This window comes from Streptomyces sp. RG80 (genome assembly GCF_040446465.1).
In the GTDB taxonomy this organism is placed as follows: domain Bacteria; phylum Actinomycetota; class Actinomycetes; order Streptomycetales; family Streptomycetaceae; genus Streptomyces.
Window position 1 is genome coordinate 389703 of the sequence record NZ_JBEAAJ010000004.1, and the last position, 14001, is coordinate 403703.

The window sequence follows — 14001 nt, forward strand, 5'->3', positions numbered from 1 at the left end:
AGGGGAAGGTCGTTCCCCCAGGTCAGAGCCCCTTTGAGCATTCCAGCGTCCCGGATGCGCCGGCAATCGTGGCGGCCGGGACGGATCACCGCGCAAGCTCTGATCATCCAAGCACGCCGCCACCGGCACCCGGTCGAGCGGCCCACGCCAACACCCGTACCGCACAGGGGGATTCACATGTCCACTCGCACTCGCCGCACCCGTCGCCTGCTCGCCGCCGCAGCACTCACGGCCGCCGCGCTGACGCTGACCGCGTGCGGCAGCGACGGGAGCGGCGTCCAGGACGAGGGCGCCTCGGCGGGATCGTCGGCCACGCCTTCCGCGTCGCCCTCGGGCAAGGCGAGCGGGGGGACGTCCGGGGGGTCGGGACAGGCCGACCAGGCGAGCGGCTCGAAGGCGTCGGGCGGGGCGAACGGTGCGACCCCTCCGAGCGGCAGCGGGGGCTCGAAGGGCTCCACGGGCTCGTCCGGCTCGTCCGGCTCCTCCGGCTCCAAGGACGGCCGTGTCAGTGCCATCTGCTCCAGCGTCTCCAGCCGGATGGTCGCCACCGAGGTGTCCCGGCCCCTGAACCACCTTCTCCTCACCGTCACCAACACCGGCGCGGAGAACTGCAAGCTCATGGGCTACCCGGCCGTCCAGTTCGAAGGGGCCCAGTCCGTCCCGCCGACCTTCGGGGACTCCAAGCCGCAGGCCGTGATCACGCTTGCCCCGGGCGAGTCGGGCTACGCGAGCGTCCTCCTGTCCGCCGCGGACGGCAGCGGCTCCAACGGCTACACGGCCAAGTCCCTCGCGGTCGGCCTCGACAGCGACCCGAACGGCGCCGCCCACCCGTCGCTGCCCTCGAAGGGCGTCTACCTGGACGACTCGATCCGGGTCTCGTACTGGCAGTCGACCATGGCCGACGCCCTCACCTGGTGACACACCTCGGTACGCGGAGGGGGCCCGGGTCGCACGACCCGGGCCCCCTCCGTCACCGCGTGCGCCCCGTGCCGCCCGCCGTCGCGCGAAGGTGCTCGATCCCGGTGTCGAGCGCTGCCCTGAGGTGGGTCGAGTCGCCGGTGGACATCATGATGGCCACGCCGCCCTGGATCCCCGCCAGCAGTGCGGCGGCGGTCCGGTCCACGTCGAGCGCGGGGGACACCAGACCGTTCGCCTGGAGGGCGCGCATGCCGAGGGCGAGCTGCTCCTGCCACTGGCGCATCAGCTCCGTCACGATCGCCCGCGCCCCGGGCCGGGACCGCCCGACCTGGAGGAACAGCGCCCCCAGGGGACCGTGGTCGCCCTGTCGCTCGTACCGTTCCACCACCACGTCCCGCCACCGCTGCCAGGACTCCCACGAGTCCAGCCGGCCCAGGTACGGCTGCTGGTCCGCCAGGACCCGGTCCGCCTCGAACCGGGCCACCGCCAGCAGCAGTTCGTCCTTGCCGTCCGGGAAGTAGTGGAACAGCTGGCTCTTGCTCGTGCCGGTGCGTGCGCGGATGTCGTCGAGCGTCGCGAAACCGACCCCCTGTTCGCGCAGCACCTCGGCCGCCCCCTCGACGATGCGGGCCCGGGTGGCACGGCCCTTCGCGGTCGGTGCGTCCGTCATGCGGCCTCCCAGTTTCTGGACTTGCCGGTCCATTTTCCACGACGCACCCTGGTTCGCACACCACGGAGCAGCGGTACGAGGCGAGGGAGAGCACGTCATGGGTGAACGACTGCGGAACAAGACGGCGTTGGTCACGGGGTCCACCAGCAACATCGGCCAGGCGATCGCCGAGGCGTTCGCCGCCGAGGGCGCCCACGTCATCGTGTCCGGCCGCAACCACGCACGAGGTACGGAGGTCGTCGAGGGCATCCGGGCCCGTGGCGGACGGGCCGACTTCCTGCCGGCGGACCTGGACGGCGGCGCACAGGCCTCCCGGGACCTGGCCGAACGGGCCCGCGCGGCCCTGGGCGGCCGGATCGACGTCCTGGTGAACAACGCCGGCGTCTATCCGGCCCCCGGCACCACCGACACCGACGAGGCGACGTTCGACCGGGTCTACGGCGTGAACGTCAAGGCCCCGTTCTTCCTCACCGCCGCCGTGGTCCCCGCCATGGCCGACGCCGGCGGCGGAGTGGTCGTCAACCTCGGCTCCTGGATCGCCCGCCTGGGCGTGCCGCTCGGCGCCCTCTACAGCTCCACCAAGGGAGCCATGGAGACCCTCACCCGGGCCTGGGCCGCGGAGTTCGGGCCGCTGGGCGTGCGGGTGAACGCCGTCTCACCGGGGGTGATCCTGCCCCCGGCCGCGGAAGGCGAGGAGCCCCACCCGGGCGAGGTCATGATGAAGGGCACCCCGGCGGGCACCGTCGGCACCCCGGACGCCGTCGCCCACGCCGTGGTCTGGCTGGCCAGTGACGAGGCGGCCTTCGTGCACGGGACCGTGGTGGACGTCGACGGGGGCAGGACCGGAGTGGCGGTCGTCGCGGCGTGACGCGGGGCCCGGCCGCCGGGGCCGGGCCGCCGGAGCGGGGCCGGTCGGGCTCAGCGCACCGGGAAGCCGAAGGAGTATCCCTGGTCCTTGAGCCAGGGGAGGATCCGGCGCAGGGCCTCGACGGTCTGGGCGCGGTCGCCGCCGGCGTCGTGGAAGAGCAGCGTCGGCCCGTTGGGCAGCTCCTGCTGGACCGTGGCGACGATGGCGTCGGCGCCCGGCAGTTCGAAGTCCTTGGTGTCCACGTTCCAGCCCAGCGGGCGCATGCCGCGGGAGGCGGCGAGCTGGCGGCTGTAGGGGGTGAAGGCGCCGCCGGGGGCTCGGTAGTACATCGGCCGGACGCCCCCGGACGCCTTGGTGATCATGCGTTCGGCGTCGAGGATCTGCTGCGACTGGTAGGCCTGGGGCTTCTTGTCCATGGTGGTGTCGTGCGACACCGAGTGGTCGCACAGCCGGTGCCCGGCCGCCACGACCTGCTTCACGAGGTCGGGGTGGGCCTCCGCCTGCGTCCCCACCATGCAGAACGTGGCCTTCACCCCGTACTCCCGCAGCACGTCCAGCACTTGGGGGGTCCAGACGGGGTCCGGGCCGTCGTCGATGGTGATGTTGACGCCGCGCGCCCCCGCGTCCGAGGCGTGCGCGATGGTCTTCGCCACCGACTTGACGGCGGGCGTGGCCGACGCGGTCGCCTTCGGCGGGGTGCCCGCGGCACCGGCCTGAGCGGTCCACACCGAGGCACCGGTGGCGAGCACCGTCACACCGAGCGCCGCCCCCAGCACCTTGCCGTACCAGCCCCGCCCGCCGCCGTGCCGTGCCATGTCCGCCCCGCTCTCCCGCAGTTCCGCGCCGATCCCGACCAACTGACAGGACGAGGAACGCGGCCCCCGGGATCCCTCCGTTACCGATCACGGACAATTCCAGGGGCGTTCGCGGACAACCGGAGGGCCAAGGCCCGGGCTCAGCTGGGAAACATCCCGGCGGTCGCGTTGACCCAGGTGCCCGTGACGGTGGCGCCGGCGTCGGAGGCGAGGAAGGTCGCCAGCGCGGCGATGTCCGCGATCCGCGGCGAACGCCTCGTCATCCGCAGGCTGTCCAGGTGGGCGCGGATGCCCTGCACGGCGGCCTCGTCCATGCCCGGGGCACCGGCGGCGGCCAGCTTCTCGGGGGTGAGGCTGTCGCTGACCCCGGCGGTCCAGATCCCGCACACCCGCACCCCGGCCGGCCCGGTCTCCTGGGCCAGCTGCCGGATCAGCGCGTCGATCGCGCCGTCGGCCGCCGCGGTGCCGCCCATCATCGGACTGCCGTTGCCGGAGCCGCTGTTCAGGGAGAGGATCACGCCCGACCCCTGCGCGGTCATCCGGCGCGCGGCGGCCCGGGCGGTGACGAACTGGCAGGCGATGCCCTGGACGACCGGCCGCGTGTAGTCCTCGACCGACATCTCGGTCAGCGGTACGCCCTGGAAGTCCCCGCGCGGCACGAGGTTGAGGGAGATGTCGATCCGCCCCGCCCGCTCCACGACCGAGGTGGCGTGGGCCTCGACGGCGTCCTCGTCACGGGCGTCGAGCACGTCGTACTCGGCACCGGTCTCGGCGGCGACCTTCCGCAGCGTCTCCTCCGTACGGCCGACGAGGAAGACCCGCGCCCCTGCCGCCGCATACGCCCGCGCGACTCCGGCACCGAGGGAACCCGCTCCGCCGTAGATGACCGCGACCTTGTTCTCCAGCATGGCTGTCCGCTCCTCGAGTGGGGGCGCCGTGTGCGCCCGACACCCCTATGACGGGCCGGCCGACCGGACTCATCGCTGCCGGCCCGACTTTCTCAGAGCGTCATCGGCAACCCGAACGCGGCGAACAGATGCGGCTCGAAGGTGGTGATCTCGGCGATCTGCCCGCCCTCCACCCGCAGTACGTCGATGACCTGGGCCCGGAACACACTGGTCCCGGGCCGCCGCAGATAACCGGCGACCGCCAACTGCCCGTTGGCGTGCACGGGCAGATGCCGCCAGTGCCCGGCGAACATCGGCGACGCCGGATCGAGGTTCGGCCGTACGAACGAGAAGAGCGCGTCCCGCGAGGTGAACCAGAACGGGTTCGGCGGCATCGTGAGCACCGCGTCCTCGCGTACGAGCTCGATCATGCCGTCGATGTCGGCCCGGGCGGCCGCGTCCATGTACCGCCGCAGCAGGGCCAGGTCCTCGGCGCTGGGCGGCGCGGCCGACCAGTCCTCGCGCCGCCCCGGCAACGCCTGGCGCAGCGCCGAACGGCCGCGCTGGACAGCGCTGTTCGCCGAGGCCAGGCTGGATCCCAGCAGGTCGGCGGTCTCCTCGGCGGACCACCCGGCGACATCGCGCAGGATCACCGCCGCCCGCTGCCGGGGCGGCAGCTGCTGGATGGCGGTCAGGAAGACCAGCTCCAGCGTCTCGCCCGCCACGGCGCGCTCGTCGGGCTCGTTCCGGGGCGCGGGGGTCTCGGGCAACTGGTCGTCGGGGAACGGCTGGAGCCACGGCAGCCGCGGCGGTGGCGTCCCGTCCCCGGAGTCCATGCCGGGCACCGGTTCATAGGGAGTGGGGCGCCGGTTGTGCTTGCGCAGGAAGTCGAGGCACAGGTTGGTGGCGATCCGGTACAGCCAGGCCCGTACGTTGTCGACGCCGTCCAGCGTCTCCCGGGCCCGCCAGGCCCGCAGAAACGTCTCCTGGGTCAGGTCCTCGGCCTCGTCGTACGACCCGAGCAGCCGGTAGCAGTGCACCCGCAGCTCCCGCTGATGCCCCTCGACGAGCCCACCGAAGGCGTCTTCATCGGGAGGCGCGGCAGGGGATTCCGGCACCGGGGTTTTCGAGGCGGGGGATTTCGTCACCGTGGATTTCGTCACAGGTGCGGGCGTGACGATTTCCGAGTCCGTCTGGCGTGCCTCACGGGCGAGCCGCCGTAACCGCGCGAACCGTGTCGAGAGGGCCTCGACGTCGGCGTGGAACGCGATCCCGGGTTCCAGCCGCAGCCGCCCCAACCGGTCCCCGAGCTCGGAGACCAGGTCGGTGACGGGCGCGCCGTCCGGCCGCCGCCGCTCCCGGTAGGCCCGCTGACGGCAGGCCTGCGAACAGTAGGACGCGACCCGCCCCGGGCCGCCACCGCTCTCGATCGGGCCCCCGCAGGCCCGGCACCTACCGGTCATACCGTCCGCCCCCGCACCTCACGGTCAGCTCGAATCGGGACCGGAACCGCTGGACGCGGCGTTCGCGGCCCGGCGGAACTCGGCGTTGATGCGCTGAGCCTCCTCGAGCTGGTCCTCGAGGATGACGATCCGGCACGCGGCCTCGATCGGGGTCCCCCGGTCCACGAGCTCGCGGGCCCGGGCGGCGATCCGCAGCTGGTACCGGGAGTACCGGCGGTGTCCGCCCTCCGAGCGCAGCGGAGTGATCAGCCGGGCCTCGCCGAGGGCCCGGAGGAAGGCGGGGGTGGCACCGAGCATCTCGGCGGCCCGGCCCATGGTGTACGCGGGGTAGTCGTCGTCGTCCAGACGATCGCTGAGTGGGTTATCTGCTGCCATGTCACCTCGTAGTGCAACGCGTCGAGGGGCCCCGATGCCGTACGGCACCAGGGCCCCGAAGGGAATTCAACACCATCTGTCGGCTCTCGTGCGGTGCCGACCTCTTCCGCTACCCGGCCCGAGAAGGGGAGGGGTGCGGGGATCGCGGCTGCGTGACCGGGGATCACCCTCCAATCCGGGGTCTGACCAACGACTTCTGGTGAACGGGTACTGCCGTACTGCTACCCGCCAGTTCATGTCTGCCGGGTCTCACTAGACCGTGTCAACGAGAAAAAGCGTAGCCACGTCAGAGTCCAATGTCTACTCCGACAAGAACAGATTTTGGTGTCCGGTGGCCACAGGCAACCTGGTGCACTCGCGACGGTGAGACGGGGGTACGACGACGAGGGCCCCGCCGACGCATGTCGGCGGGGCCCTCGGCAGTTTCTGGTGGCGGCTTCCCGCCGGTGCCTCACACCTCGGTGGAAGCGGTGCCTCCCAGCAGCGCAGAGGCGTTCTCGAACGCGCTGGGCGCGGGCACGTCGACCGCGGGAGCGGCCTCGGGGGACTCGTGGCAGGTGAAGCCGAGGCGGGCCATCGCCCGGACGACCTCGCCGCTGGTGAAGTCGCGGCGGTCCTGCCGGGTGAGGATCTGACCCACCTGCTTGACCGGGTAGCGGCGGCGGCCGATGGTCACGGACTCACCCGTGACGGCCTCGGGCGTGACGCCCTTCATCGAGGCCAGCACCCCGCCCTTGGTCAGGTCGAACGGGTACCGGGCGATGACGCAGCGCATGATGCCTCACAGGGGGAAGGGGACGGGGCCGACCGGGCGGGGAGAGGAGCGGCGGAGAGCGGCGGGCGAGAGGGCTCGGCGGACCGGGAGGGACGGCTCCACTCCACGGTCCGGGTCCGAGCCCAGCGGCCCTACGCGGCCGACCCGAACTCGGCGCGCCGCTGTCGCTGCGGCCGCTGTCCCCGGCCGCGCGTGCCTTCACCGGCGGACCGGCTCTGGCCGCCCTGGCCCTGACGCCCCTGACCGCCCTGGCCCTGACGCCCCTGGCCCGACTGGCCCTGACGTCCCTGCCCCTGGCCCGACGAGCCTCCCTGGCCCTGACCACCCCGGCGGCCGCGACGGCTCCGGGACGGGGACGAGGAGGACGCGCCGCGGGGGCGCTCCGCCTCCGGCACGGTGATGACGACCGGGACACCGGAAGGGGTCCGGGCGCCCGTGATCCGGCTCAGCTCCTCCTCGCCGGACCGCACCTCGGCGATCCGGGGGGAGATGCCCGCCGTGGCCATCAGCCGGCCCACCTCGCGACGCTGGCCGGGGGTCACCAGGGTGACGACGGTGCCGGACTCGCCGGCGCGGGCCGTACGGCCGCCGCGGTGCAGGTAGTCCTTGTGGTCGGTGGGCGGATCCACGTTGACGACGAGGTCGAGGTTGTCGACGTGGATGCCGCGCGCCGCGACGTTGGTCGCCACCAGCGCCGTCACATGCCCGCTCTTGAACTGGGCCAGCGTCCGGGTGCGCTGCGGCTGGGACTTGCCGCCGTGCAGGGCCGCGGCGCGGACGCCGCTGCTCAGCAGGTGCTTGGTCAGCCGGTCCACGGCGTGCTTGGTGTCGAGGAACATGATCACCCGGCCGTCGCGCGCCGCGATCTCGGTGGTCGCGCGGTGCTTGTCCGTCTCGTGCACATGGAGGACGTGGTGCTCCATGGTGGTGACCGCGCCGGCGGACGGGTCGACCGAGTGGACGACGGGGTCGTGCAGGTAGTTGCGCACCAGCCGGTCGACGTTGCGGTCCAGGGTGGCGGAGAAGAGCATCCGCTGTCCGCCCGGGCGCACCTGGTCGAGCAGGGCGGTGACCTGCGGCATGAAGCCCATGTCGGCCATCTGGTCGGCCTCGTCGAGGACCGTGATGTCGACCTCGCCCAGTCGGCAGTCGCCGCGCTCGATGAGGTCCTTGAGCCGCCCGGGCGTCGCGACGACCATCTCGGCGCCGGCCCGCAGCGCGCCGGCCTGCCTGCCGATGGACATGCCGCCGACGACGGTGGCCAGTCGCAGGCTCAGCGAGCGGGCGTACGGCGTGAGCGCGTCGGTGACCTGCTGGGCGAGCTCGCGGGTGGGCACCAGGACGAGGACGAACGGCTGCCGCGGCTCGGCACGCCGGCCCGCCGTACGGGCCAGCGCGGCCAGGCCGAAGGCGAGGGTCTTGCCCGAGCCGGTGCGGCCCCGGCCGAGCACGTCACGACCGGCCAGGGAGTTCGGCAGGGTCGCCGCCTGGATCGGGAACGGCTCGGTCACGCCTTCGCGGACGAGCGTGGCCAACAGGGCCTTGGGCATGTCGAGTTCGGCGAACGTCTCGACGGCCGGCAGCCCGGGCGTGATCGTCTTCGGCGGCGCGAACTCGCCCTGCACGGCCGGTCGCTTCGCGGGCGCCTTGGAACGGCGCGGAGCACCGCCACGGCTTGCCCCGCCGCGGTTACCGGCAGAGGTACCGCCACCGCGGCGGTCGTTTGTACGGGGCGTGCGGTTGCGATTCATGCAGAAATCTCCTTGATACGGCACGTAGCAAGGAATTCCCGCAGCAGATGAACAGCGCAGAGAATCGCGAGAACGAGCCAATTCGATAGGGGGTCGCGTCCGGAAACGCGGCGAGCTGGGGCCCGCACCCCAAGGTGCGGGCCCCAGCTGCGAAGTATGCGCGTAGCCGCTGGTGTCAGGCGGGAACGATGTTCTCGGCCGTCGGGCCCTTCTGGCCCTGCGCGATGTCGAAGGACACCTTCTGGCCTTCCAGCAGCTCACGGAAGCCCTGGGTGGCGATGTTCGAGTAGTGGGCGAAGACGTCGGGGCCGCCGCCGTCCTGCTCGATGAAGCCGAAGCCCTTTTCCGAGTTGAACCACTTCACGGTACCGGTAGCCATGTCATTTCTCCTTCGGAGACGGTTTCAGGAATTCACCGTGTGTGAATTCCGTGTCGCCGTGCTGATTAACCCGTCGGAAATGAACCTTCTGGCAACCACACCTGCAACTGACGTCGACAGTAGCACGGTGCGATCGTCCGCGTACGGCCGATAATTCCACTTCGCCCGACCGTCGGGGAATACTCGCCGTGCCCCGCGCCTATTTCTCATTCCGCAAACACAGATATTGCCCTGCGGGGGCGCCCCCTTCCCGCCCCGCGCACCCTCCCGCAACCCTGTGACCTCCACAGACGGCACCCGAGCCGCCCTCACCCCCGCCGACGGCCGACCTGGTCACGAACGCGCCGGGGAACCGCCATCGCGACGAAGGTCACATCCGGCTCAGGCCGTCCAGCTCGGCGGCGAAGAGCTGCGCGGGGTCGATTCCCATGCCGGAGAAATGGCCGGCCAGTTCCAGGGACAGAACGCCGTGCAGCCGGGTCCAGAAGGCCAGGGCCCGGTGGAGTGCGGCGGGTGGGGCGGGGTGGTCGCCCGCCCAGTCCCGGTGCTCCTCGAGGTGCTCCTCGAAGGGTGTCGCCGGGCCGTCCGAGGGCAGCGCGGCGCAGGCGTCCAGCAGCGTCGCCATGATCTCGGACGAGATCGCGGTGGTGTCGTCGGGCGCTCGGTAGCCGGGGACGGGGGTGCCGTAGAGGAGGAAGTACCGCTGGGGGTCCCGCAGGGCCCAGTCCCGCAGGGCGTGCGCCAGCGCGGTCGGATCGGCGCCGGACCGCGAGGCCGCGTGGAAGGTGTCGGCGAGGCTCCGGTACGCGTCCCTGACCAGCTCGGTGATCAGTTCGTCCCGGCCGCCGAAGTACCGGTACAGCGCGGGCCCGCTCATGCCCATCTGCTTGGCGATCGCGTTCAGGGAGAGCGCGGACGCGCCCGCCGTGGCGATCTGCTCCCACGCGCGTTCCTTGATCTCCGTACGCACCTGGGCGCGGTAGCGCTCGCGCGGGGTCTTCGCTTCCGGTTCCACCATGGTTAGAGGCTATCACTGAAGTTATTGACACTTCCGAAGTTGTGCAGTTATAACTTCTAACGAACGCGAAGCCGAGTAACTCACCGACTCTGTGGAGGTCGCCATGAACACCGAAGGACTCGTCGAGGTCGTCCTGCCGGGCAAGGTCGAGCCCGAGGGGCTGCGGATCCGGCACGGCGCCGTCCCCGCCGCGGGCCCGGGCCAGGTCGTGATCCGGATGGAGGCGACCGGTGTCTCCTTCGCCGAGCAGCAGATGCGCCGCGGCCGCTACTACGACCAGCCGCCGTTCCCGTTCGTCCCCGGCTACGACCTCGTGGGTACGGTGCTGGCGACCGGCGAGGGCGTCGCGCCGGGCCTGACCGGCACCCGGGTCGCCGCGCTGGTCAAGGTCGGCGGCTGGGCCAGCCATGTCGTCGTCGACGCGGCGGACCTGGTGCCGGTGCCCGACGGGGTGGGCGCGGCCGAGGCGGAGACCCTCGTCGTCAACGGCATCACCGCCTGGCAGATGCTGCACCGCAAGGCCCGGGTCCGCGCGGGCCACACCGTCGTGGTGCACGGCGCGAACGGCGGCGTCGGATCGCTCCTGGTCCAGCTCGCCAGGGCCGCGGGCGCGCGGGTCATCGGCACGGCCTCCGCCCGCCACCACGACAGGCTCCGGGAACAGGGCGTCACCCCCGTCGACTACCGCACCGAGGACGTCGCCGCCCGGATCCGTGAACTCGCCCCCCGCGGGGTGGACGCCGTCTTCGACCACGTCGGCGGCCGCGGCATCGTCGACTCCTGGCGCCTCCTCGCCCCCGGCGGCACGCTCGTCTCGTACGGCAGCGCCTCGACCCGGGACGACGAGGGTTCCAAGCAGTGGCCCGTCCTCAAACTGCTCGGCCGGGTGTGGCTGTGGAACGCCCTGCCCAACCGCCGCCGCGCGTACTTCTTCAACGTCTGGGCCGGCCGGGCCCTGGCCAGGAACCGCTTCCGCGCCCGCCTCCGCACCGACCTCACCCAGGTCTTCGACGCCCTCCAGCGCGGCGAGGTCACGGCCCGGATCGCCGCGGAACTGCCGCTCGCGCGGGCCGCCGACGCCCTGCGGCTGGCCGAGTCGGGAACGGTCGCCGGAAAGGTCGTCCTGACCCCGTAGCGCGCACGCGCCTCACCGCATCCCACCGCACCGAACCGAGAGGAACGTCATGTCCAGCACCGCCCCGTCGAACTCACCCCGTCAGCGCCCCCGCCCCCGCGCGGGCAGGGCCGCGGTCACGGTCGCGCTCGCCGTCACCGCCGTACTCGCCGCCACCGTCCCCGCCGCCCAGGCGGCCCCTGACGGCGATACGTCCCGCTGCGGCGGCCGGGGTGTGGATGCCACCGCCGCGATCCGCTACGAGTCCGACGTCGTGATCAAGGCATCCCTGAGCACGATCTGGAAGCTCCAGACGGACGTCGAACGCTGGCCGTCCTGGCAGCCCCCGGTCACCACCGCCGAACGTCTCGACCCCGGCCGTCTGAAGAAGGGTTCGCGGTTCCGGTGGACGACCCCCGCACCCGCCACCCCCACAACTCCGGCCACCACCCTCGCCATCACCTCCACGGTCCAGGAACTCCGGCGCCACGACTGCGTCCTGTGGAGCGGACCCGCGATCGGCGAGGGCCTGCGCATCGACGAGGGCGTCCACCTGTGGACCTTCACCAAGGTCAAGGGCGGCGTACACGTCCACACCGAGGAAACCTGGACCGGCCCCCAGGTCGAAGCGGACGTCCCCACCGCGACCGCAGCCCTCGGCGCGGGCCTCGAAGCATGGCTCCACGACCTGAAATCCACAGCCGAAGCCCACTGAACCAGGCGACTTGGCCGGCGCCCACTGCGACCACGGTCCCGCACAGCTGACCCGCCCGGCACTGGACCTGGCCCCGATGTACCGCGGCAACGGCGCCGATAGGGTTCCCGCATGTATCCGGTCCAGCGTTCCGGCCCGCGTATCGGTCTCCGCGAACTCACCGTCGACGACGTCGACGCGGTGTCCGCCGTCTACGGTGACCCCCGGGCCACGGAACACATGTCGTTCGAGCCCCTGACCCGGGAGCAGACCGGCCAGTTCGTCGCCCGTTGCGTCGCGGCGGCGACGACGGAGCCCCGTACGGAGTACGCGTCGGCCGTGGTCGCCCCGCCCTCCGACCGGCTGATCGGCACCGCCAGGCTGGCGCTGGACTCCCATCAACAGCAAGCCGCCACCATGGGTTTCGCCCTCCACCCGGACTCCTGGGGTGCCGGCCACGGCACCGAGACCGTCCACCTCCTGCTCGCCCTGGCCTTCGAGGAGCTCTCCCTCCACCGGGTCTGGGGCGCCCGCTCCCCGCTCAACACCGCCTCGGCCCGCACGATGGCCGCCGCCGGAATGACAGAGGAGGGCACGATCCGCGGCCACATCCAGAAGGCGGGCCGGTGGCGGGACTCGGTGGTCCACGCCGTCCTGGCCGACGAGTGGAAACCGCGGCGGTCCTGACGGCATCACCCTGGCCGCACGGCGGGACGAACACCCCGTCAGGACGTAACCGGCCAGGGACGTTTGCGGCCATCGGATCTCTCTTCCGGCACCCCTGACCTGCGGCGAGAGTAGTTCCTGCCACCGGGCGCCACACCCGTGAACAACCCTCACAGCTGCACCTGCAGGGCAGCTGTCCGGGGCAGGGACGTGCGTTCGCCCACTCGACTTCCGTGCCGCAGGAGAGACCATGAAGCTGAGGAACGCCCTTCGCCGTACGTCCGCCACCCTCGCCGTCGGGGCGATGTCCCTGGGGCTGGTCACCGTCGCCGGCGGTGCCGCGCAGGCCGTCGCCTCGTGCACCGGGAACGTGTCGATCTACGGCACGCTGTCGGACGGCCGGCTGACGTACTCGCAGATCGAGCCGAACACCGGCGACCGCGTGAAGACCCTCATCGGCCCGGACCTCGGTTTCACTCCGAAGGCGATGGCGACGCTCAACTTCAACACCGTGCTGGTCACTTCGACGACCGGTGACCTCTACCGCGTCGACATCCAGACCAACAACACCGCCCTCGCCCTCGCCGGAGTCACCAAGATCTGGGACGGCGGCTGGACCTTCGACAAGCTGGTCTACGACGGTGCCGGCCACCTCTACGGCACGGTCGAGGGGCAGCTCCACCAGTACCTGGTCTCGCAGGACAAGCCGTCCGGGTCGGCCCACATCGGCCAGCACGTCGTGATCGACACGGGCTTCGTCCTCAAGACGCTGGCCGCCGCGGGCGACGACCGCATCATCGCCTCCACCTCGGACGGACGCCTGCTCAGCTACAAGATCAACGGCGTGAACGACTGGGACCGCGCGGTACTGAAGTCGAGCGGCTGGTCGGCGGTCGACTCGCTGTCCTCCCCCGGCGGTGGCCTCTACTACGGCCGTACCAACGGCGGCATGTACTGGTACCACGACTCCGACCCCACCGACGCGGACGGCTCCGACATCGCGTACCACCCGAGCGACCCGGTGGACGCCTCCGGCTGGACGCAGACCCTGCTGTCGGCGTACGCGGACAACTGCGCCTACGTGCCCCCGGCCCCGCCGCACTCGGTGCAGGGCGGCACGATCTACCGCGGCGAGGTCATGACCCGGGCCAAGGACTGGTACAACCGCAACATCCAGTACAGCCAGAGCGCCTACGCCACCGACATCGAGGGCGACGACACCTACCGCACCGACTGCTCCGGCTTCGTGTCCATGGCCTGGCACCTCACCTCCTCGCTGACGACCCAGACCCTCGACAACGCCTCGACGCAGATCTCCAAGGCCGACCTGAGGCCCGGCGACGCGCTGAACTCCAGCAGCGAGGGGCACGCGGTCCTCTTCGCCGGCTGGAAGGACCAGGACGCCGGCACCTTCTACTACTACTCCGAGGGCAGCCCCGACTCGGACATGAACTACCGCTCCGCGAACGCCTACAGCGGCACCATCGACAGCCACCCGGCCTCGGCGTACGTGGCCCTGCGCTACGACAAGATCGCCTGACGCCCCGCACGACACAAGGGCGGCGCCCCCTCGGAGGAGGGGGCGCCGCCCTTGTGCAATGCGGGCGG

Annotated in this window: 15 protein-coding genes; 6 read left to right on the forward strand and 9 right to left on the reverse strand. The window is 71.7% G+C overall.

The annotated features are described in order from the left end of the window. The first annotated feature begins 177 nt into the window (after nt 1-177). Nucleotides 178-918: a DUF4232 domain-containing protein gene (locus ABKA17_RS15865; protein WP_353692682.1), complete on the forward strand. Its 741-nt coding sequence runs from the start codon at nt 178-180 to the stop codon at nt 916-918. A 52-nt stretch (nt 919-970) separates the two neighbouring features. Here the strand turns inward: ABKA17_RS15865 and ABKA17_RS15870 are convergent, their stop codons facing one another. Beyond that, entirely contained in the window at nt 971-1588 is a 618-nt protein-coding gene (locus ABKA17_RS15870) for a TetR/AcrR family transcriptional regulator (RefSeq protein ID WP_353692683.1), read from the reverse strand. Between the two features lie 97 nt (nt 1589-1685). On the opposite strand from ABKA17_RS15870, the gene ABKA17_RS15875 reads away from it, so the two are divergent. Then, nucleotides 1686-2456 (forward strand): SDR family NAD(P)-dependent oxidoreductase, encoded by a 771-nt coding sequence (locus ABKA17_RS15875; protein ID WP_353692684.1) that lies wholly within the window; start codon nt 1686-1688, stop codon nt 2454-2456. 50 nt (nt 2457-2506) lie between these two features. Here ABKA17_RS15875 and ABKA17_RS15880 read toward each other — a convergent pair whose 3' ends face one another. The 8 genes from ABKA17_RS15880 to ABKA17_RS15915 all read right to left on the reverse strand — a co-directional run bounded on the left by ABKA17_RS15880 (nt 2507) and on the right by ABKA17_RS15915 (nt 9919). Continuing rightward, entirely contained in the window at nt 2507-3271 is a 765-nt protein-coding gene (locus tag ABKA17_RS15880; RefSeq protein WP_353692685.1) for a polysaccharide deacetylase family protein, read from the reverse strand. Nucleotides 3272-3411: 140 nt separating this feature from the next. Beyond that, nucleotides 3412-4179 (reverse strand): SDR family NAD(P)-dependent oxidoreductase, encoded by a 768-nt coding sequence (locus tag ABKA17_RS15885; RefSeq protein ID WP_353692686.1) that lies wholly within the window; start codon nt 4177-4179, stop codon nt 3412-3414. Nucleotides 4180-4271: 92 nt separating this feature from the next. Further along, nucleotides 4272-5621, reverse strand: coding sequence for a sigma-70 family RNA polymerase sigma factor (locus ABKA17_RS15890; RefSeq protein WP_353692687.1), 1350 nt, complete (start codon nt 5619-5621; stop codon nt 4272-4274). A gap of 24 nt (nt 5622-5645) precedes the next feature. Continuing rightward, nucleotides 5646-5996 (reverse strand): MerR family transcriptional regulator, encoded by a 351-nt coding sequence (locus ABKA17_RS15895; protein ID WP_353692688.1) that lies wholly within the window; start codon nt 5994-5996, stop codon nt 5646-5648. Nucleotides 5997-6447: 451 nt separating this feature from the next. After that, nucleotides 6448-6771: an SCO5918 family protein gene (locus ABKA17_RS15900; RefSeq protein WP_353692689.1), complete on the reverse strand. Its 324-nt coding sequence runs from the start codon at nt 6769-6771 to the stop codon at nt 6448-6450. Between the two features lie 131 nt (nt 6772-6902). Then, nucleotides 6903-8522 carry a DEAD/DEAH box helicase gene (locus ABKA17_RS15905; RefSeq protein ID WP_353692690.1) on the reverse strand — a complete coding sequence of 540 codons (1620 nt, stop codon included), beginning with the start codon at nt 8520-8522 and terminating at the stop codon, nt 6903-6905. A gap of 175 nt (nt 8523-8697) precedes the next feature. Continuing rightward, nucleotides 8698-8901, reverse strand: a complete 204-nt coding sequence (locus tag ABKA17_RS15910; RefSeq protein ID WP_053670392.1) for a cold-shock protein — start codon at nt 8899-8901, stop codon at nt 8698-8700. Nucleotides 8902-9271: 370 nt separating this feature from the next. Continuing rightward, a complete protein-coding gene (locus ABKA17_RS15915) occupies nt 9272-9919 on the reverse strand; it encodes a TetR/AcrR family transcriptional regulator (RefSeq protein WP_353692691.1) in 648 nt (215 codons plus the stop codon). A 103-nt stretch (nt 9920-10022) separates the two neighbouring features. Between ABKA17_RS15915 and ABKA17_RS15920 the strand changes: the two genes are divergently transcribed. The 4 genes from ABKA17_RS15920 to ABKA17_RS15935 all read left to right on the forward strand — a co-directional run bounded on the left by ABKA17_RS15920 (nt 10023) and on the right by ABKA17_RS15935 (nt 13933). After that, nucleotides 10023-11054 (forward strand): medium chain dehydrogenase/reductase family protein, encoded by a 1032-nt coding sequence (locus ABKA17_RS15920; protein WP_353692692.1) that lies wholly within the window; start codon nt 10023-10025, stop codon nt 11052-11054. Nucleotides 11055-11103: 49 nt separating this feature from the next. Further along, nucleotides 11104-11748, forward strand: a complete 645-nt coding sequence (locus ABKA17_RS15925; RefSeq protein ID WP_353692693.1) for an SRPBCC family protein — start codon at nt 11104-11106, stop codon at nt 11746-11748. A gap of 111 nt (nt 11749-11859) precedes the next feature. Beyond that, the gene (locus ABKA17_RS15930; RefSeq protein ID WP_353692694.1) at nt 11860-12414 is read left to right on the forward strand and encodes a GNAT family N-acetyltransferase; all 555 of its coding nucleotides are present in this window, start codon (nt 11860-11862) and stop codon (nt 12412-12414) included. A gap of 229 nt (nt 12415-12643) precedes the next feature. Further along, nucleotides 12644-13933 carry a hypothetical protein gene (locus tag ABKA17_RS15935; protein ID WP_353692695.1) on the forward strand — a complete coding sequence of 430 codons (1290 nt, stop codon included), beginning with the start codon at nt 12644-12646 and terminating at the stop codon, nt 13931-13933. The last annotated feature ends 68 nt before the right edge of the window (nt 13934-14001 follow it).